General features: G+C 69.1%; 22 protein-coding genes and 1 pseudogene. 20 read left to right on the forward strand and 3 right to left on the reverse strand.

Going from position 1 to position 22,242, the window contains the following annotated elements; genetic code table 11:
- Nucleotides 1-5 precede the first annotated feature (5 nt).
- Genes HWX58_RS13645 through HWX58_RS15210 form a run of 5 tightly spaced genes read left to right on the forward strand, consistent with a single transcriptional unit; the run spans nt 6 to nt 4,952 of the window.
- Nucleotides 6-1,637, forward strand: coding sequence for an ABC transporter substrate-binding protein (locus HWX58_RS13645; RefSeq protein WP_175988649.1), 1,632 nt, complete (start codon nt 6-8; stop codon nt 1,635-1,637).
- 7 nt (nt 1,638-1,644) lie between these two features.
- Entirely contained in the window at nt 1,645-2,646 is a 1,002-nt protein-coding gene (locus tag HWX58_RS13650; protein WP_175988651.1) for an ABC transporter permease, read from the forward strand.
- On the forward strand, nt 2,643-3,455 hold the full coding sequence (locus HWX58_RS13655) for an ABC transporter permease (protein ID WP_175988653.1): 813 nt from the start codon (nt 2,643-2,645) through the stop codon (nt 3,453-3,455). The genes HWX58_RS13650 and HWX58_RS13655 overlap by 4 nt, the downstream gene beginning before the upstream one ends.
- Nucleotides 3,452-4,525 (forward strand): ABC transporter ATP-binding protein, encoded by a 1,074-nt coding sequence (locus tag HWX58_RS13660; RefSeq protein ID WP_250646258.1) that lies wholly within the window; start codon nt 3,452-3,454, stop codon nt 4,523-4,525. The genes HWX58_RS13655 and HWX58_RS13660 overlap by 4 nt, the downstream gene beginning before the upstream one ends.
- The gene (locus tag HWX58_RS15210; protein ID WP_250646259.1) at nt 4,407-4,952 is read left to right on the forward strand and encodes an ATP-binding cassette domain-containing protein; all 546 of its coding nucleotides are present in this window, start codon (nt 4,407-4,409) and stop codon (nt 4,950-4,952) included. Before HWX58_RS13660 ends, HWX58_RS15210 begins: the two co-directional genes overlap by 119 nt.
- Nucleotides 4,953-5,038: 86 nt before the next feature.
- On the opposite strand, the gene HWX58_RS13665 is transcribed toward HWX58_RS15210, so the two are convergent.
- Nucleotides 5,039-5,689, reverse strand: coding sequence for a pentapeptide repeat-containing protein (locus HWX58_RS13665; protein ID WP_175988655.1), 651 nt, complete (start codon nt 5,687-5,689; stop codon nt 5,039-5,041).
- A 39-nt stretch (nt 5,690-5,728) separates the two neighbouring features.
- Between HWX58_RS13665 and HWX58_RS13670 the strand changes: the two genes are divergently transcribed.
- From HWX58_RS13670 to ndk, 7 genes are all read left to right on the forward strand, one after another.
- The gene (locus tag HWX58_RS13670) at nt 5,729-5,878 is read left to right on the forward strand and encodes a ribbon-helix-helix domain-containing protein (RefSeq protein WP_175988657.1); all 150 of its coding nucleotides are present in this window, start codon (nt 5,729-5,731) and stop codon (nt 5,876-5,878) included.
- A 5-nt stretch (nt 5,879-5,883) separates the two neighbouring features.
- Nucleotides 5,884-6,570 (forward strand): VOC family protein, encoded by a 687-nt coding sequence (locus HWX58_RS13675; RefSeq protein ID WP_175988659.1) that lies wholly within the window; start codon nt 5,884-5,886, stop codon nt 6,568-6,570.
- Between the two features lie 321 nt (nt 6,571-6,891).
- Nucleotides 6,892-7,614 (forward strand): endonuclease domain-containing protein, encoded by a 723-nt coding sequence (locus HWX58_RS13680; protein ID WP_250646260.1) that lies wholly within the window; start codon nt 6,892-6,894, stop codon nt 7,612-7,614.
- A 319-nt stretch (nt 7,615-7,933) separates the two neighbouring features.
- On the forward strand, nt 7,934-11,284 hold the full coding sequence (gene ileS / locus HWX58_RS13685; protein WP_175988663.1) for an isoleucine--tRNA ligase: 3,351 nt from the start codon (nt 7,934-7,936) through the stop codon (nt 11,282-11,284).
- Nucleotides 11,277-12,629, forward strand: a complete 1,353-nt coding sequence (locus HWX58_RS13690; protein ID WP_175988665.1) for a bifunctional folylpolyglutamate synthase/dihydrofolate synthase — start codon at nt 11,277-11,279, stop codon at nt 12,627-12,629. Before ileS ends, HWX58_RS13690 begins: the two co-directional genes overlap by 8 nt.
- A complete protein-coding gene (locus HWX58_RS13695) occupies nt 12,626-13,042 on the forward strand; it encodes a DUF4233 domain-containing protein (RefSeq protein ID WP_227530817.1) in 417 nt (138 codons plus the stop codon). The genes HWX58_RS13690 and HWX58_RS13695 overlap by 4 nt, the downstream gene beginning before the upstream one ends.
- A 1-nt stretch (nt 13,043) precedes the next feature.
- A complete protein-coding gene (gene ndk / locus HWX58_RS13700; RefSeq protein ID WP_175988669.1) occupies nt 13,044-13,460 on the forward strand; it encodes a nucleoside-diphosphate kinase in 417 nt (138 codons plus the stop codon).
- Between the two features lie 55 nt (nt 13,461-13,515).
- On the opposite strand, the gene HWX58_RS13705 is transcribed toward ndk, so the two are convergent.
- The gene (locus HWX58_RS13705; RefSeq protein ID WP_175988671.1) at nt 13,516-14,127 is read right to left on the reverse strand and encodes a vitamin K epoxide reductase family protein; all 612 of its coding nucleotides are present in this window, start codon (nt 14,125-14,127) and stop codon (nt 13,516-13,518) included.
- 279 nt (nt 14,128-14,406) lie between these two features.
- Here HWX58_RS13705 and HWX58_RS13710 point away from each other — a divergent pair, with 279 nt between their 5' ends.
- Nucleotides 14,407-16,620, forward strand: coding sequence for an Rne/Rng family ribonuclease (locus HWX58_RS13710; protein ID WP_250646261.1), 2,214 nt, complete (start codon nt 14,407-14,409; stop codon nt 16,618-16,620).
- Here the strand turns inward: HWX58_RS13710 and HWX58_RS15215 are convergent.
- Nucleotides 16,557-16,760, reverse strand: a pseudogene (locus HWX58_RS15215) (DUF4031 domain-containing protein); the annotation flags it as partial. The gene HWX58_RS13710 and the pseudogene HWX58_RS15215 sit on opposite strands and share 64 nt — an antisense overlap.
- 214 nt (nt 16,761-16,974) lie before the next feature.
- Here HWX58_RS15215 and rplU point away from each other — a divergent pair.
- The 7 genes from rplU to nadD all read left to right on the forward strand — a co-directional run bounded on the left by rplU (nt 16,975) and on the right by nadD (nt 22,098).
- Nucleotides 16,975-17,283, forward strand: coding sequence for a 50S ribosomal protein L21 (rplU, locus tag HWX58_RS13720; RefSeq protein WP_175988676.1), 309 nt, complete (start codon nt 16,975-16,977; stop codon nt 17,281-17,283).
- An 18-nt stretch (nt 17,284-17,301) separates the two neighbouring features.
- Complete coding sequence (gene rpmA / locus HWX58_RS13725) at nt 17,302-17,559, forward strand: 50S ribosomal protein L27 (protein WP_175988678.1); 258 nt, start codon at nt 17,302-17,304, stop codon at nt 17,557-17,559.
- A 74-nt stretch (nt 17,560-17,633) separates the two neighbouring features.
- Nucleotides 17,634-19,145, forward strand: a complete 1,512-nt coding sequence (obgE, locus tag HWX58_RS13730; RefSeq protein WP_175988680.1) for a GTPase ObgE — start codon at nt 17,634-17,636, stop codon at nt 19,143-19,145.
- Nucleotides 19,142-19,933, forward strand: coding sequence for a glutamate 5-kinase (proB, locus tag HWX58_RS13735; protein WP_175988682.1), 792 nt, complete (start codon nt 19,142-19,144; stop codon nt 19,931-19,933). Before obgE ends, proB begins: the two co-directional genes overlap by 4 nt.
- 27 nt (nt 19,934-19,960) lie before the next feature.
- On the forward strand, nt 19,961-21,214 hold the full coding sequence (locus tag HWX58_RS13740; protein WP_175988684.1) for a glutamate-5-semialdehyde dehydrogenase: 1,254 nt from the start codon (nt 19,961-19,963) through the stop codon (nt 21,212-21,214).
- A 51-nt stretch (nt 21,215-21,265) separates the two neighbouring features.
- Nucleotides 21,266-21,490, forward strand: coding sequence for a hypothetical protein (locus HWX58_RS13745; RefSeq protein ID WP_175988686.1), 225 nt, complete (start codon nt 21,266-21,268; stop codon nt 21,488-21,490).
- Between the two features lie 5 nt (nt 21,491-21,495).
- Nucleotides 21,496-22,098, forward strand: coding sequence for a nicotinate-nucleotide adenylyltransferase (nadD, locus tag HWX58_RS13750; protein ID WP_175988688.1), 603 nt, complete (start codon nt 21,496-21,498; stop codon nt 22,096-22,098).
- The last annotated feature ends 144 nt before the right edge of the window (nt 22,099-22,242 follow it).

The raw sequence follows: 22,242 nt of genomic DNA on the forward strand, positions 1-22,242 counted from the left end.
CTCGCATGCCCACTTCGCTCGTGCGTCGCATTCTGCCCGTCACCGCCCTCGTGGCGGCATCCGCTCTGCTGCTCAGCGCCTGCGCCGGAACGTCGGGCGGTTCCGGCGACACGAGCGCGGGCGACATGAACGGCGAGGTCGTCTGGGCCATCGAGGGCGCGAACCTCGCTGCCGGTCACATGGACCCGCAGACCAGCCAGCTCGACGTCTCGGGAATGGTGCAGCGCGCCGTCCTCGACTCGCTGGTCTACCAGGAGGCCGACGGATCGTTCTCGCCGTGGCTCGCGGAGGACTGGCAGGTCTCCGACGACAGCACGACCTACACGTTCGAGCTGCGCGACGATGTCACCTTCCACGACGGCGAGCCCTTCGACGCTGCGGCCGTCAAGGCGAACTTCGACCGCATCGTCGACCCCGAGACCGCCTCGGCGCAGGCCTCCAGCATGCTCGGCGCCGACTTCTACGAGGGCACGACCGTCAAGGACGACTACACCGTCGAGGTGAAGTTCAGCCAGCCGTACTCGCCCTTCCTGCAGGCCGCGAGCACGGCGCTCCTCGGCTTCTACTCGCCCAAGGTGCTCGCCGAGTCGGCCGATCAGCTGAAGGCCGGCGGGCCCGGCGTCACGGTCGGCACCGGACCGTTCGAGCTCACCCAGTACACGCCCGACCAGGAGATCGTCTACACCCGCAACCCCGACTACGCCTGGGGTCCTGACGGTGCCGGGGCGGCGAAGTTCGAGACGCTGCGGATCGAGATCCTGCCCGAGGCCTCCGTTCGGGCCGGCGTAGTCTCCAGCGGCGAGGCCGATCTCGCCAGCAACATCCCGCCGAACCTCGCGGTCGATCTGCCGGACACGCTCACGGTCGACTCGGTCGAGTACCCGGGCCTGCCGTACTCGCTGTACCTGAACGAGAAGTACGGCGTGTTCGCTGACGAGAAGGTGCGGCAGGCGTTCGCCCGCGGCATCGACATCGACGCCGCCGTCGAAGAGATCTACTTCGGCCAGTTCCCGCGTGCGTGGAGCATCCTCGGATCGACCACGCCCGGCTACGACGCGTCGCTCGAGGGCACCTGGCCGTTCGATCAGGATGCCGCGAACTCTCTGCTCGACGAGGCAGGCTGGACCGACCGCGACAGCGACGGCATCCGCATGAAGGACGGCAAGCGTCTCTCGGCGCGGTGGATCGCCTGGACCCCTGTGCCCGACGACAAGGCGGCACTGGGCAACGCGATCCAGTCGGACCTCGCGCAGATAGGCTTCGAGGTCAAGCGCGAGGTGCTCGAGCCCGGCGCCTACAACGAGCAGTACGGTCCGAAGACGTTCGACCTGACCGACTGGGGCTTCTCGGGCGTCGACGGCGACCTCCTGCGCAGCCACCTGCACACCGACGGCTTCCAGAATGCATCGCAGGTGTCCGACCCCGAGATCGACGAGCTGCTCGAGCAGGGCATCGCCACGAGCGACGTCGACGCCCGCGCGGACATCTACGCGCAGCTGCAGCAGTGGAACGCCGAGTACACCGCGATCGTGCCGCTGTACAGCCCGTCGCTGATCACGGCGTACAACGACACCGTCGACGGCCTCCAGTACGACCTGTACGGCCGCCCCCTGTTCTACGGGGTCACGGTCGGCTGATCCGGTCGTGAAACCGCTCCTCGTCCGGATCGCGCAGATCGCGGCATCCGTCATCGTCGTCCTGTGGGGCGCGGCGACGCTGGCGTTCCTCGCGTTCCGGGTGATCCCCGGCGACCCGGTGTCGGTCATGCTCGGGCCGCAGGCGCAGGTGAGCGAGGCGGTCAAGGACGGCATCCGCGCCGAGCTCGGGCTCGACCGGCCGCCGCTCGAGCAGTACGTCGCGTACCTCGGGCAGCTCGTTCGCGGTGACCTCGGCGAGTCCTACCAGCTGCGGATGCCGGTTGCCGAGGTCATCGGCCGGCCGCTTGGGGCGACCCTCCAGCTGACCGCGCTCGCGCTGGTGATCGCCGTCGTGCTCGCGCTCGCCGGCGCGCTCTTCGTGCGTGGCAGAGCCGCACGCGGGGTGGTCGCGGGGATCGAGCTCGTCGTGCTCTCGTCGCCGGTGTTCTGGATCGGCATCCTGCTGCTGACGGTCTTCGCGTTCGGGCTGGGCTGGTTCCCGGTTTCCGGCACCCGCAACCCCGCGACGATCGTGCTGCCCGCAGTCACGCTCGCCCTGCCCGTCGCAGCGCTGCTCGGGCAGGTGCTGCGCGACGGGATCGAGGCCGCCGAGCGGCAGCCCTTCGCAACGACCGTGCGCGCCAGGGGCGCAGGTCACGTCCGGCTGACCGCGCACCACACGCTGCGTCACGGTGCGGCCGGCGCCCTCACACTCACGGCGTACCTCGTCGGGTCTCTGCTCGGTGGAGCCGTGCTCGTCGAGACGGTGTTCGCCCGGCCGGGACTCGGACGCGTGACGCTGGCCGCGATCACCGACCGGGATCTGCCGGTGATCAGCGGCATCATCCTGTTCAGCGCGCTCGTCTTCGTCGTCGTGAACGTCGTCGTCGAGCTGCTGCATCCGCTGCTCGACCCGCGTCAACGGCAGGCGTCTCGCGGCGCGGCCGGGCAGGGTGCCGCCGGTCAGGGCGCGGTCGGTCAGGGCGCGGTCGGGCAGGTGCGCCGATGAGCGCCGCGCGCCGTGTGCTGCTCGGGGCGGCCCTGGCCGTGCTCGCGATCATCGCCGCGATGGCGCTTGTCCCCGGCCTCATCGCACCGGCCGACCCGCTGCAGGCCGACGTGCGGGCCGCACTCGAGGCGCCGAGTGCCGCGCACTGGTTCGGGACCGACCAGAGCGGGCGCGACGTGTTCTCGCGCGTCGTGCACGGGGCCGGCCGGTCGGTCGGCATCGGCCTGCTCGCGACGGCTCTCGCGCTCGTCGCGGGTCTCGTGCTCGGCGCGCTGTCCGGCATCGCGCCGCGCGGGGTGGATGCCGCGGCCATGCGCGTCAACGACGTGCTCATGGCGTTCCCCGAATTCCTCGTCGCGCTCGTCGTCGTCGCCGTGCTCGGCCCCGGACCAGTCAACGTCGCGATCGCGGTCACGCTCGCCGCCGTGCCCGTGTACGTCCGGCTCGCGCGCGTGCAGACGCGGACGCTGGTGCTCGCGGAGCACGTCGAGGCGGCGCGCATCCTCGGCGTGCCCAGGTCACGGGCGTTCACCCGGCATGTGGCGCCCGGGGTGCTCAGCACCCTCAGCGTGCTCGCGACCATCGGCATCGGTTCGAGCATCCTCGCCGTCGCCGGGCTCAGCTTCCTGGGCCTCGGACCGACCGAGCCCGTGCCGGAGTGGGGTCTCATGCTCGCCGGCGGGCGGAACACGCTCGGCACGGCGTGGTGGATCGCGGTGTTCCCGGGGCTCGCCATCACGCTCACGGTCGTCTCGGCGACCGTCGTCGGCCGCACGCTGCGGGCACGTCTCGAGGGGAGGGTCGCGTGAGCGCGCTGGTGGTCCAGGACCTGTCGGTCGCAATCGAGCGGCGCGTGCTCGTCGACGGCGTCTCGTTCTCGGTGTCGCCGGGGGAGTGCGTGGCGATCGTCGGCGAGTCCGGTGCGGGGAAATCTCTCACGGCGTCAGCGCTCCTCGGGCTCGCGCCGGGCCGCGTGACGGCATCCGTCCTCGACGTCGACGGGGTCGATGTGCGGCGGCTGTCGGAATCGCAGTGGCGGGAGGTGCGCGGCGCGCGGATCGCCCTCGTCGCGCAGGACGCGCTCGTCTCGCTCGATCCGCTGCGGCGGATCGGTGCGGAGATCGCCGAGCCCCTCGCGATCCACACGCGTCTGTCGCGCGCCGAGCGGCGGGAGCGGGTGATCGACCTGCTCGAGTCCGTCGCGATGCCTGCACAGGAGCAGCGCGCGCGGCAGTACCCGCACGAGCTCTCCGGCGGCCTGCGTCAGCGGGCGCTGATCGCGTCGGCGCTCGCCGGGGACCCGGCCGTCCTCGTCGCGGACGAGCCGACGACGGCACTGGATGCCACCGTGCAGGCGCGTGTGCTCGCTCTGCTGCGTGAGATTGCAGATGCCGGCACCGCGGTCGTCTTCATCAGTCATGACTTCGCGGCCGTCCGCCGGGTCGCCGACCGGGTGCTCGTGATGCGCGGCGGGCGCGTGATCGAGCAGGGCGCGGTGGCGGAGGTCCTGGATGCCCCGACCGAGGAGTACACGCGAGCGCTCATCGCTGCCACGGATCACGAGCCGCGCTCGGACCGCTTCGGGCCCTTCGACAGGCTCAGGGCCGAGATGCCGTGCTCACGGCCATCGGCGTGTCCAGGTCGTTCGCGGGTGTGCCGGCCGTCGCGGATGCGTCCTTCACGCTGCTCGAGGGTCAGACGCTCGGGATCGTGGGGAGTCGGGGTCGGGGAAGACGACGCTCGCGCGCATGATCGTCGGTGTGGAGAGACCGGACGCGGGCGACCTGCGCTGGAGCGGGGAGCACCGCGTCCAGCTCGTGCACCAGAACCCGCTGGGGGCGTTCGATCCCCGGTGGACGATCGGGCGATCACTGCGTGAGGCGCTCGCCGCGGGAGGGGTTCACCGATCCCAGCGTTCCGCGCGGGTGGCCGAGCTCATGGCGGAGGTCGATCTCGCGCCGGAGCTCGCGAAGCGGCGCCCTGCCCGGTTGTCGGGCGGGCAGCGGCAGCGGGCGGCGATCGCTCGGGCGCTCGCTGCGGAACCGGACGTGCTCGTGCTCGACGAACCCGTCTCGGCGCTCGACCCCTCCGTGCGCGAGAAGGTGCTGCAGCTTCTGGCGCGACTGCAGCGAGACCGGGGACTGACCATGATCTTCGTCTCGCACGATCTGGATGTCGTCGCCGCCGTGTCGGACGACGTGCTCGTGATGCAGCACGGGGCGATCGTCGAGCAGGGGCCGGTGGCTGCGGTGTTCGCCGCTCCCCAGCATCCGTTCACCCAGGAGCTGATCGCGGCTGGCAGGTAGGAGCAGTCGCTGCAGCGTTTCGGGTCGTTGAGCGGAGGGCGGAGCCACGAAACGGGTTGAGCGAGCGGAGCGAGTCGAAGCCTTGCCTAGTCCCGCACCTGAATCCCGACCCCTGCGGCGAACACGGGGGCGAGCTGCTGAACCTGGAACGTCGTGAGCGTCGTGCCGCGCAGGCTGTTCGCGTCCGTGAAGGCGATGGCGTCGAGTCCGCGGAGGTCCACGTCCGTCGCGCGCAGGCCGCGCGGGTCGACCTCGTCACTGCGGCAGTCGTCGAACGCCACGCGGGTGAGTTCGGCCTGGGGCATGTCGAGTGTGCGGATCATGCTGGCGGAGATCAGAACGTCCGCGGCCTTCGCCCCGCCGAGATTCAGGTAGTCGATGCGGACGTCCCGGAGCTCGAGCTCGTCGATGCGCGCGCCGCTGAGATCGAGGGTGCCGATGCGCCCGCCGGTGATGCGCAGCCGGCGGATGCTCGCGTTGCGCAAGGGAGCGGATGCCGCGCGCACGTCGCGCATGTCGACGTCGAGGAGCGTGGCACCGGTGAGGTCGAGGGTTTCGACGTCGCCGGTGAGCACGCACTGCTCGAGCGAGGAGTGGGCGAGATCTGCGCTGCCTGCGAGGTCGAGCCGCGCCGCGATGCGGTCCGCCCCGCGGCGAGGCTCGGCGTCGTCGAGGTCGTCCGGCAGATCGGGCGGCGAGACGCGTGGGGCGACAGGGGAGTCCGTGGTGCGGGCCATGTCTTGAGGTTATCGTGCGGCCGTTGCTATATTGCTAGCATGCAAGCAAGTGAACCCAAGAAGGCGCAGTTCAACGTGTATCTGCCCGCCGATCTCATACGCGAGGTGAAGCACCAGGCGATCGACGAGGGTACGAGCCTGTCCGCACTCGTCGAGGCGGCATTGCGCGCATACCTGAGGGAGAAATGATGACCGTGGTTCAGCAGATCCTGTACACCGAGCAGCCGCAGCGCTGGTGGGCGCTCGCCGAGGCGCTCGGATTCGTCGCGCCGTATCCGCCTGCACCGGAATGGGGTGAGTTCCACGCCGACGGCATCCTGGCCGTGCACGGTGCGACAGATGACCACCGGCCCGGCACGGTCGACATCCACCTCATCGTCGAGAGTCTGGATGCCGCGGCGACTGCCCTCTCCTCCTTCGACGTCGAGCAGACCGTCATGGAGGGCGTCGGGAAGATGCTCGTGGTGCGTGCCGCCTCCGGCGTCCGGATCTCAGTGTCCGAGGGTGCCGCGCAGAGCGGAGCCGGGAGCATCGCCGTGCAGCCGATCTGGTTTCAAGAGGACCTCGACGAGTCGCGGGTGATCCTCGAAGCGCTCGGCTTCCGCGCGGGGATCGCTTCGGACCGCGCGGGATGGGTCGAGATGATCGGTGCCGGCGGTTCTGTGGGACTGCACGCGGGAGAGCCGCGGATCGGGCTGTCGTTCGAGGCGCGCGGAGACCTCGATGCACTGGCCTCGCGGCTGCGGGATGCCGGGTTCGAAGCATCCGTCGTCGACGAGGCGTTCGCGCGCACGATCCGCATCCCCGACCCCGACGGCGGCGAGGAGATCTGGATCAACGGAGTCCAGGACGATCTGCACGGCTACCACCGGGAGTCCTGACCCGCGCCGGAATCCCGCAGAACGACAGGAATCTCGCACGAATCAGGCCGAGGGCTGCGAGATTCCCGTCGTTCTGCGAAGGTGCGCCGACCGGGGCCTTGTTCTGCACCGCATCGGAATATGCGCCGCTGTGCACGGAACGTGTACGCGGCGGCCAGATGGACCCGCGGTCGATGTCACGCTCGGAGCATGCACTCGAGGTCAGATGAGCCCGTCAGCCTGTGCGTCGCGGATCTCGGCGGCATCGCGCGGGTTGCTTCATTGCACGAACGGGGTTATCGACGTGCGGAGCTCGAGAAGGCGCTGCGCGACGGGACCCTCGTGCGGATCCGGCAGGGGTGGGTAGCGATTCCGGATGCATCGCCTCAGCTCGTTTCTGCGGCCAAGCGCGGCGTCGTGCTCACCTGTGTCACCGCGGCTCGGCGGCTCGGCATCTGGGTGCATGAGCAGGACCCCGGCGTTGCGCCGACGTGCACGCCGGGAAGTGCCGGGGGAAAACCCCAGAGTCTGCGTGTGCACTGGGCGAAGCCGCTCGTTCCGAGGCATCCCGATGCGCTGGTCGACCCCATCGAGAACGTGCTGGCCATCGTGGCCGAGTGCACACCGTTCGAGCAGGCGCTGGGGACGTGGGAGTCAGCACTGAACAAGGAGCTGGTCACGCTCGACGCGCTGAGTAACCTGCCGCTGCGACCCGCCGCACGGAATCTCCTCGCCGAGGCTCAGCCGTTCGCGGACGCCGGTCTGGAAACCTATCTGCGGCCCCGGCTCCGGTGGCTCCGCATTCGGCTGGTCATCCAGACCTGGATCGCCGGTCACCGGGTCGACGCCCTCCTGGGCGACCGGCTCGTGCTGCAGATCGACGGCAAACACCATGTCGGGGCGCAACGCAGCGAGGACATCCGCCACGACGCCGAAATCCGGCTCATGGGGTACCACGTCATTCGCATCAGTTATCAGCAGATGATGTTCGAGTGGCCTCAGGTGCAGGACCTGATCATGCGCGCGGTAGCGTGCGGGCTGCATCTCGCGAATCGTCGTGCCTGATCGAGCGTGCCAGTGCTCGCAGAACAGCACTTCCTTCGCAGAGAATCCGAGAATTCCTGCGAGATGAGTGGTTTTCTGCGAAGTTCCTGCGGCGGCGGATGCCGCGTACAATGGACGCATCAGCTTTGATCCGGCCATCACCGGGGAGCTCTCGGAAGAACAGCCGCATGGCCCAGTAGAACCGAGCGGGGCAGGCCCGTCATCGCCGCAGTGAGAGTGGCAGCGCCGTGAGGCGCGGCACGCGAGGTGGTACCGCGGTCCGTGTGAGAACAGGATCGTCCTCGCAAGCAGCATCCGCCCACGACACTGCGAGCCAGATATGACCTACCCCCGCACCTCAGCCTTCGGCCCCGCCGCCGTCGCCGCATCCCCGCGCTTCCCCGAGATCGAGAAGGACGTCCTGGAGTTCTGGAAGCAGGACGACACGTTCCGGGCATCCATCGCGCAGCGCGACGGCGCGGACGAGTGGGTCTTCTACGACGGCCCGCCCTTCGCCAACGGCCTCCCTCACTACGGCCACCTGCTCACCGGCTACGCCAAGGACCTCTTCCCGCGCTTCCAGACCATGCGCGGCAAGAAGGTCGACCGCGTCTTCGGATGGGACACGCACGGTCTTCCTGCCGAACTCGAGGCGATGAAGCAGCTCGGCCTCACCGAGAAGAGCGAGATCGAGGAGATGGGCATCGGCGTCTTCAACGCCAAAGCCCGTGACTCGGTGCTCGCGTACACCGAGGAGTGGAAGGAGTACGTCACCCGCCAGGCGCGCTGGGTGGACTTCGACCGCGGCTACAAGACGCTGGACCTCGGCTACATGGAGAGCGTCCTGTGGGCGTTCAAGCAGCTCTACGACAAGGGCCTGGCGTACGAGGGCTACCGCGTGCTGCCTTACTGCTGGCGCGACGAGACGCCGCTGTCCAATCACGAATTGCGCATGGACGACGACGTCTACCAGGACCGTCAGGACCCCTCGGTCACCGTCACCTTCCCGCTCACCGGCGCCAAGGCGGAGTCGCTCGGCCTCACCGCCGTCCGCGCGCTCGCCTGGACCACCACGCCGTGGACCCTGCCCACCAACCTCGCCCTCGTCGTCGGCCCCGACATCGAGTACGTCGTGCTGCCCGCCGGCCCGAACGGCGCGGCGGACATCGTCCCCGGCGACGACCCCGCCGGGAGCGATGCGCACCGCTACCTGATCGCCCGCGACCTCCTCGGCGGCTACGCCAAGGACCTCGGCTACGAGTCGGCTGACGACGCACTGGCCGCCGTCGAGGCATCCCATCGCGGTGCCGACCTCGCAGACGTCCACTACGACCGCCTGTTCGACTACTACGCGGATGCCGAGACCTGGGGCACCGAGAACGCCTGGCGCATCCTCGTCGACGACTACGTCACCACCACCGACGGCACCGGGATCGTCCACCAGGCCCCGGCATACGGTGAGGACGACCAGCGCGTGACGACCGCCGCCGGCATGCCCACGATCCTCTCCCTCGACGACGGTGGCAAGTTCCTCTCCAGCGTCACGGACGTCGCGGGGATGCTGTGGATGGACGCCAACCGTCCGCTCATCCGCCTCCTCAAGGAGAACGGGCGGATGCTGCGCGAGCAGAGCTACGTCCACTCCTACCCGCACTGCTGGCGCTGCCGGAACCCCCTGATCTACAAGGCGGTCTCGAGCTGGTTCATCCGCGTCACCGACATCAAGGACAAGATGCTCGCGAACAACGAGCAGATCACCTGGGTGCCCGAGAACGTCAAGCACGGCCAGTTCGGCAAGTGGGTCGAGGGATCGCGCGACTGGTCGATCAGCCGCAACCGGTACTGGGGCTCGCCCATCCCGATCTGGAAGAGCGACGACCCCGACTACCCGCGCATCGACGCGTACGGGTCGCTCGAGGAGCTCGAGCGCGACTTCGGCGCGTTGCCCCGCAACCCCGAGGGCGAGGTCGACCTGCATCGGCCGTACATCGACGACCTGACCCGCCCCAACCCCGATGACCCCACGGGCAAGAGCACCATGCGCCGCATCGAGGACGTCTTCGACGTCTGGTTCGACTCCGGGTCGATGCCGTATGCGCAGGTGCACTACCCGTTCGAGAACCAGGAATGGTTCGACTCGCACTCACCGGCGGACTTCATCGTCGAGTACATCGGGCAGACCCGCGGCTGGTTCTACGTCATGCACGTGCTGTCGACCGCGCTGTTCGACCGCCCGGCGTTCACCGGCGTCAGCTGCCACGGCATCGTGCTCGGCAACGACGGCTACAAGATGTCGAAGTCGCTGCGCAACTACCCGGACGTCTCCGAGGTCTTCGACCGCGACGGCTCCGACGCCATGCGCTGGTTCCTCATGTCGAGCTCGGTGCTGCGCGGCGGCAACCTCTCGGTCACCGAGGAGGGCATCCGCGCCGGCGTCCGCGAATTCCTCCTGCCGCTGTGGAGCTCGTGGTACTTCTTCGCGACCTACGCGAACGCCTCCGGAGACGGAGGGTACGAAGCCACGTGGCGCACCGACTCCACGGACGTGCTCGACCGCTACATCCTGTCGCGCCTGGGAGAGCTCGTCCGCGATGTCGCGACGGACCTCGACGGACTCGACTCGACCACGGCATCCGCACGCCTGCGCGACTTCGCCGAGGTGCTGACGAACTGGTACATCCGCCGGTCGCGCGACCGCTTCTGGGTCGGCGCCGAGGGCGGAACCGACGCGTTCGACACGCTCTACACCGTGCTCGAGACGCTCACCCGGGTCGCAGCGCCTCTCGTGCCGCTGATCAGCGAGCGCATCTGGCAGGGACTCACCGGCGGGCGCAGCGTGCACCTGACCGATTGGCCGGATGCCGACGCGTTCCCGGCAGCGGACGACATCCGCGATGCGATGGATGCCGTGCGCGAGCTGTCCAGCGTCGGCAACGCGCTGCGCAAGAAGGAGAAGCTGCGCGTTCGCCTGCCGCTCGCGCGATTCACCGTGGTGTCGCCGGTCGCGGACCAGCTGGCCCAGTTCGAGGACATCCTGCGCGATGAGCTCAACGTGAAGTCCGTCGAGCTCGTGCAGCTCACCGACACGACGGCCGCCGAGTACGGCATCAGCCACCGCTTGAGCGTCAACGCCCGCGCCGCGGGTCCGCGTCTGGGCAAGCAGGTGCAGCACGTGATCGCCGGTGCGCGTGCCGGCGTCTGGGAGGAGCAGGACGGCGTGGTGGTCGTCGACGGCATCGCGATCGAGCCGCAGGAGTACGAGCTCGTGCTCGAGACGGCAGGTCGCCCGGAAGGCGAGGCCCTGGCTCTCGTGCCCGGTGGCGGATTCGTGCTGCTCGACACCCGGACCACGGCCGAGCTCGAGGCGGAGGGCATGGCCCGAGACGCCATTCGCGTCGTGCAGGAGGCACGCAAGAACGCCGACCTCGACGTCAGCGACCGCATCGTCCTGGCTCTGAACGTCGCACCGGATGCGGCGCAGGCGCTGCAGGCGCACGCGGAGCTCATCGCGGCGGAGACACTCGCCGTGGCCATCGCGATCCAGGCGACGGACGACATGGAGGAGCTCGTCGCGAGCGTCACCAGCCCCGGTGACGGCGTGTTCTGCAGCGGCTCCACTGCCCTGGGGTCCGACAAGGCCCCGATCGTCGTCACGATCGACACGAACCTCGAAGGAGCCGCGAATGTCTGACCGCGACCGTGCAGACGCCGTCTACGAGGCGCTGATGACAAGGGCAGGGGAGCGCTGGGTGCAGCCGCGCAAGGAGCGCACCGCGCGCATTCTCGAGCTCCTCGACGACCCGCAGAAGACGTACCGCGTCGTGCACATCACCGGCACGAACGGCAAGACGTCGACCGCCCGCGTCATCGAGAGCCTGCTGCGCGCCCACGGGCTGCGCACGGGTCTGTTCACCAGCCCGCATCTTGAGCGGTTCACCGAACGGATCATGATCGACGGCGAGCCCATCGCGGATGCCGCGATCGCCGAGGCCTGGGACGAGATCGAACCGTTCATCGGGATCGTGGATGCCGAGCTCGAGGCCGCAGGCGACGCGCCGCTGACCTTCTTCGAGCTGCTCACGGTGCTCGCGTTCGTCGCGGCCTCGGATGCTCCGGTCGACGTGCTCGTGCTGGAGGTCGGCATGGGCGGCGAATGGGATTCCACGAACACGGCCGACGGCGACGTCGCGGTGTTCGCGCCCATAGCGATCGACCACGCCGATCGCCTCGGCGACACGATCGAGAAGATCGCGGGTGTCAAGGCCGGGATCATCAAGGAGGGCGCCGCCGTCGTCTCGGCGCAGCAGCCCGCTGAGGCCGCCGAGGTGCTGCGGCGGGTCGCCGCCGAGCGCAACGCGACGATCGCGTTCGAGGGCGACGAGTTCGGTCTCGCGGAGCAGAAGCTCGCGGTCGGCGGACAGCTGCTGACGGTCAAGGGTCTCGCCGGGCCCTACATCGAGGAGTATCTGCCTCTGTACGGCGCGCATCAGGGGCACAACGCCGCACTGGCGATCGCCGCCGTGGAGTCGCTGATCGGTGGCGGCACGCAGCCGATCGCCGGCGACATCATCACCGAGGGTCTGCAGGGCGCGACGTCCCCTGGCCGGCTGCAGCTGATCGGCATCGCACCGACCGTCGTCGTCGACGCCGCCCACAACCCGCACGGCGCAGCGGCGCTCGCCCAGTCGCTCGATGACAGCTTCGACTTCGACGAGTGGGGACTCGTCCTCGGCGTGCTCGCCGACAAGGACGCCGACGGAATCGTCGCGAAGCTCGCCCCAGCGGCTGCGCACGTGTTCACCACGGCCCCCGAATCGGACCGCGCGAGCGACGCGGACGCCATCGCCGACCTCGTCGAGAACGCGGGCTTCCGCGCGACGGTGCATCCGTCTCTCGCGGATGCCGCCGACGCCGCCCGCGAGTGGGCCGCCTCATCCGACCGCCGCGCGGTCGTGATCGCCGGATCCGTCGTGCTCGCCGGTGAGGCGATCGCGCTGTCCGAGGAGGAGGACTGGAAATCGGGGTGGCGCGCGTGAGCGAAGCATCCGCACCCCGGCCCGCCCGGCCCCAGCGTACGCTCGTGCAGAAGCTCGCCCCGATCGTCCTCGGCTTCGAGGCGATCGTCGTGCTGCTCGCAGGCCTCACGATCTTCGGATTGAGGGCGCTGCCACCGGCCGTCCCGCAGTGGTGGGCGATCGTCGGTGCGGCGATCGTGGCCGTCGCCATGATCGCCGTCGCCGGCATGATCACCCGTTCCTGGGCGATTCCGGTCGGATGGGTTCTGCAGGCGATCGTCGCCCTGTCCGCGATCTTCGTTCCGGCGATCCTGCTCGTCACCCTCGTTTTCGGAGGGATGTGGGCATATGCGACGATCATGGGGGCCCGAATGGATGCACGACCTCCCTCAGGGGCCCCGACGACCACCGACCCTCACACAGAGAGCGACTGACATGGCCACTGAAGAAACCCTCGTCCTCGTCAAGCCCGACGGCGTCGCCCGCGGCCTGACCGGCAGCATCCTCGCCCGCATCGAGGCGAAGGGCTACGCGCTCGTCGACATCCGCCTCGTCGAGCCCGACCGCGACGTGCTCGCCGAGCACTACGCCGAGCACGAGGGCAAGCCGTTCTACGAGCCGCTGCTCGAGTTCATGATGTCGGGCCCGTCGGTGGCGATCCGCCTCGCCGGCAACCGCGTGATCGAGGGGTTCCGCTCGCTCGCCGGCACCACCGATCCCACCACCGCCGCTCCCGGAACGATCCGCGGCGACTTCGGTCGCGACTGGGGTCTCGCCGTGCAGCAGAACCTCGTGCACGGCTCGGACTCGCCGGAGTCCGCCGCGCGCGAGCTCGGCATCTGGTTCAGCTGACCCGAACAACGACAAACCCGCCGGTGCGTCATGCGACCGGCGGGTTTCGTCGTCCTCAGAACAGCAGGCGCGCGATCTCGCCGAGGAAGTCGATGCCCTTCAGCTGGGCCATCACGACGATGATCGCGTAGGCGACGATGGTCGCCAGCGGCACCCACGCCATCAGGCGCCCTGCGCGCTCTTGCACCTTCTCCGACGATGAGAAGGTGCCGTTGCGGAACAGATGCACGACGGTGGCGAAGAACGTGGGGATCGTCACGGCCCACGTGACCATGCACCACGGGCACAGTACGACGAGGTCGTAGATGCTCTGACCGATCAGCCAGCACACGAACCCGAAGGCGAACAGGATGCCGGCGCCGAACGTCGCCCAGAACCAGCGGGGGAAGCGCGCACCGGCGAGCACCGCGACGCCGACGACGATCGGCGCCATCCATCCGGTCAGGCCGAGAATCGGGTTCGGGAACCCGAACACCGAGCCCTGCCAGGATTCGAGGTTCTTGCCGCACTGGATGAAACTGCTCAGGTCGCAGCTGAGTGTGGCATCCGGATCGGCGAGCAGCACGAACTTCTCGACCGTGAGCTGGAACGCCGCCCACCAGCCGATGACACCGGCGATGATCAGCCAGACGGCGTAGAACACGGGGCGGGTGCGCTGCTCGCTCATATATGGATTATCCCAGTGACGGCTATGGATGGGGCGTGAGGCGGACCGGGAAAACCGCGGTTCGACGGCGGGATGCCACGAAGTGGCGCACATGGTGCGATAATGGCCTGTGATGCACCAGGCGGTTCGGCCGCGGAAGGCATCGACGCAGACTTCGGGGCCCCATGCCCCTCGCGATCAGAGCCATGAGCCGGTCGCACACCGAGTGAGTTCGCGGCACCCGCGGGTGCCGCACGAGATTTCGCGGCACGCAGTGCTCGCGCAGGGAGTACGCCAGAGATGGCCGATGAGACGAATGACAACAACACCCCTACCCTCGACGCGAATGACGCGCTTCCGGTAACACCGGACGCGGCGGTCGAAGCGGAGTCTCAGCCGGCCGAGGAGCCCCAGACGGATGCTGAGGCGCAGCCGGTCGACGAGTCTGCGGACGCTGCGGTCGAGTCTGCGACAGACGCAGGTGGCGATGCTCCCGTCGAGGAGTCCGCAGAAGCGGAGACGGCCGCAGAGCCGGAGAACGCGGCCGAGCCCGAGAAGCCTGCCGAGTCCGAGAAGGCCGCAGAGCCCGAGACGCCTGCCGAGTCCGAGAAGCCTGCCGAGCCGGCGAAGCCCGAGCCGCTCACCGCGGTCAGCCTCGGGCTCATCCCCGAGGTCTTCGTCTCGCGGGTGTCGACCCAGCTGCACTTCTACGCTCCCGAGATCACGCCGCTTCCGGCGCGGCCGGGGCGCGATCGCGACAACGTGCGCGACAGCGACCAGGACGAGACGTCCGGCGGACGACGCGGACGCCGCCGTCGCGGAGGAGACGGCGACGACCAGCAGACCGAGCCGCGTCAGCGCCAGCGCGCCGTCGAGTACATCACCGAGCCGAAGGCCATCAAGGGGTCCACGCGTCTCGAGGCCAAGAAGCAGCGCCGCCGCGACGGACGCGATGCCGGACGCCGCCGCCCGGTCGTGACCGAGGCCGAGTTCCTCGCCCGGCGCGAGTCCGTCGACCGCAAGATGATCGTCCGCTCGAAGAACGGACGCACCCAGATCGGCGTGCTCGAGGACGCCGTGCTCGTCGAGCACTACGTCGCGCGCAACCAGGACGCATCTCTGATCGGCAACGTCTACCTCGGCCGCGTGCAGAACGTGCTGCCGAGCATGGAGGCCGCGTTCGTCGACATCGGCCGCGGCCGCAACGCCGTGCTGTACTCCGGCGAGGTCGACTGGGACGGCGTCGAGACCGGCAACCAGCCCCGCCGCATCGAGCTGGCGCTCAAGCCCGGCGATCGCGTGCTCGTGCAGGTGACGAAAGACCCGGTCGGACACAAGGGTGCGCGCCTCACCAGCCAGATCTCGCTGCCCGGTCGCTACCTCGTGTACGTCCCAGGCGGATCGATGAACGGCATCAGCCGCAAGCTCCCCGACAACGAGCGTGCCCGCCTCAAGCGCATCCTCAAGGAGGTGCTGCCCGAGTCCAGCGGCGTCATCGTCCGCACGGCCGCGGAAGGCGCCACCGAGGAGCAGCTGACGCGCGACGTCCAGCGCCTCACGTCGCAGTGGGAGCACATCCAGAAGCAGGTCGAGAACCAGCAGGCTCCGGCGCTGCTGCACGCCGAACCCGACCTGCTCGTGAAGATCGTCCGCGACGTCTTCAACGAGGACTTCACGAAGATGCTCATCCAGGGCGAGGAGTCGCAGCGGACCATCCGCGCCTACCTCGAGAGCGTCGCCCCCGACCTGCTCGAGCGCGTGGAGTCCTACGAGGACGACACCGACCCGTTCGACGCGTTCCGCATCACGGAGCAGATCGAGAAGGCCCTGGACCGCAAGGTCTGGCTGCCCTCGGGCGGTTCTCTCGTGATCGACCGCACCGAGGCCATGACGGTCGTCGACGTCAACACCGGCAAGTTCGTCGGCTCGGGCGGCAATCTCGAAGAGACCGTCACGAAGAACAACCTCGAGGCCGCCGAGGAGATCGTCCGCCAGCTGCGGCTGCGCGACATCGGCGGCATCATCGTCGTCGACTTCATCGACATGGTGCTCGAGTCCAACCGCGACCTCGTGCTGCGCCGACTCGTCGAGTGCCTGAGCCGCGACCGCACCAAGCACCAGGTGGCCGAGGTCACCTCTCTCGGCCTGGTCCAGATGACCCGCAAGAAGCTCGGCCTGGGTCTGCTCGAGACCTTCAGCGAGGCGTGCGAGGTGTGCGCCGGCCGTGGCGTCATCGTGCACCACGACCCGGTGGTCAAGCACCGGTCGAACTCGGGTGGCGGTCAGTCGGGCGGCAATCGGCGCCAGCGCGGAGGCAATGGTCAGCAGAACCAGAGCGCCCAGCAGAACAGCTCCGTCGCCCACGGCATCCCCGAGGGTGCGAAGTCGGCGCTCGCGCAGATCGCCGCGTCCACGCTCGCCCCGACCGTCGGGCCGGTCATCGAGACGGCCCCCGTCGTCGAGACGGCGCCGGCGGCGATGAGCCGGGGGAGGGTGTCCTCCGGCACGTCGTAGTGGTCGCGATCGAACGACCGCGCCGGCAGATCGTGGGCTCGCGCGAACGCGTGCAGCTCGTCGAGGCTCCGATCGCTGACCAGATGGGCCCAGAGGCGCCCGTGGGCGGGCCAGATGGGGTCGTCGATCAGTACGGTCACTCCGCGATCCTACGACCGCACGACACGGGCCGGTCTCGCTTTGCGAGAGTGTGGCTGATCCGGTAAAGTAGTCCCTTGGTGCGTGAGCTGAGTCGTCCCCAGAGGGCGACGGGCTGAAGTCCTGTGCTCACACCCGTCAGACCTGCGACGAACGCAGGCACAGTCTTCCCGTGAGATTTCCGGAGCTCCCGCTCCCCAACGAAACAGGTATCAAGTGGTTTACGCAGTAGTGCGCGCCGGTGGGCGGCAGGAGAAGGTCGAGGTCGGCACGATCGTTCAGCTCGACCGTGTTCAGGCTGCTCAGGGTGAGAAGATCGAGCTGCCCGCAGTGCTCCTCGTCGACGGCTCCACGGTGACCACCGACGCCGACAAGCTGGCCAAGGTCACGGTGACCGCCGAGGTCATCGGCAACCTCCGCGGCCCGAAGATCGTCATCCAGAAGTACAAGAACAAGACCGGCTACAAGAAGCGCCAGGGCCACCGCCAGGAGCTCACGCGCGTCAAGATCACCGGCATCAAGTAAGCAGAAGAGGCACAGGACATGGCACACAAAAAGGGCGCGAGCTCCACTCGCAACGGTCGTGACTCCAACGCTCAGCGACTCGGCGTGAAGCGCTTCGGCGGCCAGCAGGTCAACGCGGGCGAGATCCTCGTCCGTCAGCGCGGCACGCACTTCCACCCCGGCGTGAACGTCGGCCGTGGCGGCGACGACACGCTGTTCGCCCTCGAGGCGGGCGCTGTCGAGTTCGGCGCGAAGGGCGGCCGCAAGGTCGTCAACATCGTCGCCGCTGCTCAGTAATCGCAGCAGACAAGACATCCGGTTCGGGGCGGGCTTCGGCTCGCCCCGTCCGCGTATCCAGGGAGTAGTACGACATGGTCACGTTCGTCGACACGGTGACGCTGCATCTGCGCGCCGGCAAGGGCGGCAATGGCTGTGTCTCCGTGCACCGCGAGAAGTTCAAGCCGCTCGGCGGTCCCGATGGCGGTAACGGCGGTGACGGCGGCGACATCGTCCTCGTCGCCGACACGCAGACCGGGACGCTCCTGTCGTACCACCACTCTCCGCACCGCTCGTCCGGTAACGGCGGATTCGGCATGGGCGACCACCGATCCGGTTACGCGGGCGAGACGCTCGAGCTGCCCGTCCCGGTTGGCACGGTCGTCAAGAACGCCGACGGCGATGTGCTGCTCGACATGGTCACGCCTGGTGAGCGCTTCATCGTGGCCCAGGGCGGCCGAGGAGGCCTCGGCAACGCCGCGCTCGCGAGTCCCAAGCGCAAGGCTCCCGGCTTTGCCCTGCTCGGCACCCCCGGCTTCGAGGGCGACGTGGTCCTCGAGCTCAAGACCGTCGCCGACGTGGCCCTGGTGGGCTACCCCTCGGCGGGCAAGTCGAGCCTGATCGCCGCGGTCTCGGCCGCACGGCCGAAGATCGCCGATTACCCGTTCACCACCCTGCATCCGAACCTCGGCGTCGTCCAGCAGGGCGACTTCCGCTACACGATCGCCGACGTGCCGGGCCTCATCGAAGGAGCGAGCGAGGGACGCGGTCTCGGGCTGGAGTTCCTCCGTCACGTCGAGCGCTGCTCGGCGCTGCTGCACGTCCTCGACTGCGCGACGCTCGAGCCCGGCCGCGACCCGATCTCCGACCTCGACGTCATCCTCGCCGAGCTCGGCGCCTACGAGGTCCCGGAGGGGCAGACGCCGCTGCTGGAGCGTCCGCAGCTGATCGCGCTCAACAAGATCGATGTTCCCGAGGCCCGCGACCTCGCCGACCTCGTCCGCCCCGAGCTCGAGGAGCGCGGCTTCCGGGTGTTCGACATCTCCACGGTCTCGCGCGAGGGCCTCCGCCCGCTGACGTTCGCGCTCGGCGAGATCGTCGAGAAGCACCGAGCCGAGACGGCCGTCGAGGTCGAGGCGCCGCGCGTCGTCATCCGTCCCAAGGGCGCGGAGCAGCCCTTCACGATCCGCGTCGAGGGCGGCTCCTACGGCACCTACTACCGCATCCTGGGCGAGAAGCCGGTCCGCTGGGTGCAGCAGACCGATTTCCAGAACGAGGAGGCCGTCGGCTACCTGGCGGACCGCTTGGAGCGTCTCGGCGTCGAGGACGAGCTGTTCCGTCTCGGCGCGACGCCCGGCGCGACCGTCGTGATCGGCGAAGGCGAGGGTCTCATCTTCGACTGGGAGCCCTCGATGCGTTCGGCCGCGGAGCTCGCGACCGCGCCGCGCGGCACGGATCCGCGTCTCGCGCCGAACTCGCGACGCACCACGGGCGAGCGCCGCGAGCAGTACTACGAGCGGATGGACGCCAGAGCCGCCTACCGCGCGGAGCAGGACGAGAAGCGCCGTGCCACGGCGGGGCAGGACTTCGACGGAGACGACGCATGACCGCGATGACGCGTGCCGAGCTCGCAACCGCTCCGCGCATCGTCGTCAAGGTCGGTTCCTCCTCGATCAGCGGCGAGTCGTCCTGGCGGATCCCGATGATCGTGCACGCCCTCGCCGGCGCTCACGCGCGCGGCTGCGAGATCGTGCTGGTCTCGTCGGGGGCGATCGCCACCGGCATCCCGTTCCTCGATCTGGATGCCAGACCCACCGACCTCGCCACGCAGCAGGCCGCGGCGGCCGTCGGCCAGAACGTGCTCGTGTACCGCTATCAGGAGGCGCTGCGCCCGTTCCGCATCACGGCGGGGCAGGTCCTGCTGACGACGGGCGACCTCGAGACCGCGACCTCGCGCAGCAACGCCCGCCGCGCCATGGAGCGGCTGCTGGGCCTGCGCATCCTGCCCATCGTGAACGAGAACGACACCGTCGCCACGCAGGAGATCCGCTTCGGCGACAACGACCGGCTCGCAGCCCTCGTCGCCCAGCTCATCGGGGCGGACGCTCTCGTGCTGCTCAGCGACGTCGAGAGCCTCTACACGAAACCGCCGACGGATCCCGCGGCGGAGCCGATCGACCCCATCGCCGCCGACGCGGACCTCGAAGGCCTCGAGTTCGGGGCGAGCGTCGTCAACAGCGTCGGCACCGGGGGAGCGGCGACCAAGGTGTCCGCGGCGCGGCTGGCTGCGGCATCCGGCATCGGAGTTCTCGTCACGAGCGCCGACCTCATCGACCGTGCGCTCCACGGCGACGAGATCGGCACCTGGTTCGAGCCCGTCATCCAGGCCCGGTGACCCCACCGGGTCTCGTAAGCTGACCGGATGACCACCGACACCGTTCAGGACCGTCTCGCGCGCGCCAAGGAGGCCTCCCGAGCCACCGCGCGGCTGACCAGCGATGAGAAGGTCCGCGCCCTCGAAGCCGTCGCCGGTGCGCTCGAGTCGAACGCCGCGGACATCATCGCCGCGAACGCGCAGGACATCGAAGCCGGGCGGGAGAACGGGATCGGCGACGCGCTGATCGACCGGCTGCGCCTCGACCGCAAGCGCGTCGCCGCACTCGCATCGGCCGTGCGCGCGATCGCCGCACTGCCCGACCCCGTCGGCCAGGTCGTCGGCGGGCACCGGATGCCGAACGGCGTGAACCTGCAGCAGGTCCGGGTGCCCTTCGGCGTCGTCGGGGCCATCTACGAGGCGCGCCCCAACGTGACCGTCGACATCGCAGCCCTCGCCCTGCGATCCGGCAACGCGAACGTTCTGCGCGGGGGAAGTGCCGCACGCGCGTCGAACACCGTCCTCGTCCGGGTCATGCGCGACGCGCTGGAGAGCGCCGGCGTCACGCCCGAGGCCATCCAGACCCTCGACGACTTCGGCCGCGACGGCGCGAAGGCCCTCATGCACGGTCGCGGGTACGTCGACGTGCTCGTGCCGCGCGGCAGCGCCGCGCTCATCGAGACCGTCGTCACCGAATCGACCGTGCCCGTGATCGAGACCGGCGCCGGCAACGTGCACATCGTCCTGGACGAGACCGCGCCCGACGACTGGGCGCGCGAGATCGTCGTCAACGCCAAGGTTCAGCGTCCGAGCGTCTGCAACGCAGTCGAGACCGTTCTCGTGCTGCGCCAGGCCGCACCCCGCCTTGTTCCCCTCGTGGCCAGCGCCCTGCAGAGCGAGGGCGTCGCCGTCCACGGCGATGACATGGTCCGCGGGCTCGTGAGCGACGTCATCCCCGCGACGGAGGAGGACTGGGCGACCGAGTACCTCAGCCTCGACGTGGCCATGAAAGTCGTCGACACCCTCGATGATGCGCTCGCCCACATCCGCCGCTACAGCACGGGTCACACCGAATCCATCGTCACGGCCGACGCGCTGAACGCCGAGAGGTTCCTCGCCGAGGTGGACTCCGCCGTCGTGATGGCCAACGCCTCCACCCGCTTCACCGACGGGAGCGAGTTCGGATTCGGGGCGGAGGTCGGGATCTCCACGCAGAAGCTGCATGCCCGCGGTCCCATGGGGCTTTCCGAGCTGACCAGCACCAAATGGCTCGCGCGTGGGTCCGGTCAGACCCGCGCCTGAGCGATAGGATGGGTGAGCCTCTTCTCGCACCCGCCACGAAACGGAGTCAGGATGAACCTCGTCGCACAGATCGCGATGGCAGCCGCTGAAACGGAGCATCACGGCAACGTGGCGCTCGAGACCCTGATCTTCGGGGTCATCGCCGCCGCGCTGTTCGCCGTTCTCGGGCTCGTCACGTTCTCGTACCGCCACGTCGCCAACCGCCACTCCGCCAAGGCCGAGGCCTGGGCGCAGAAGCACGGCGCTGACGCTCACGGGGCAGGACACGGCCACTAGGGCGCATGGAGACGACGGCCACGCGTGCCCCACGCATCGGAGTGATGGGCGGGACGTTCGACCCGATCCACCACGGGCACCTGGTCGCGGCCAGCGAGGTCGCGCACGAGTTCGACCTCGACGAGGTCGTATTCGTTCCGACGGGGCGTCCATGGCAGAAGTCGAACGTCTCACCCAGTGAGCACCGCTACCTGATGACGGTGATCGCCACGGCATCCAACCCGCGATTCACGGTCAGCCGCGTCGATGTCGACCGCGAGGGCCCGACGTACACGATCGACACGCTCCGCGATCTGAAGACGCAGCGTCCAGACGCCGAGCTGTTCTTCATCACGGGTGCGGACGCCGTAGCGCAAATTCTCAGTTGGAGGGACCATGATGAACTGTGGGAACTGGCCCACTTCGTCGCGGTCTCCCGCCCAGGACATGTTCTGAGCACCGACGGCCTCCCGAGCGACAACGTCAGCCAGCTCGAGGTCCCCGCGCTGTCGATCTCGTCCACAGCGTGTCGAGAGCGCGTCGAGGAGGACCAGCCCGTGTGGTACCTGGTTCCCGACGGAGTCGTTCAGTACATCGCGAAGCATCATCTGTATCGGAGCAAGGCATGAGCACATCGGATCAGCAGGGCAATCAGCCGCTGACCCGCAAGCAGCTGCGGGAGATCCGCCTCACCGGCGCGACGCCGGTGATCGGAGAAGACGAAGCCGCGGCCGCCGCGAAGAAGACGCCCCCGACCCCGGTCGCGCCCCTCC

Source organism: Microbacterium tenebrionis (assembly GCF_903645325.1).
GTDB classification, from domain to species: Bacteria; Actinomycetota; Actinomycetes; order Actinomycetales; family Microbacteriaceae; genus Microbacterium; species Microbacterium tenebrionis.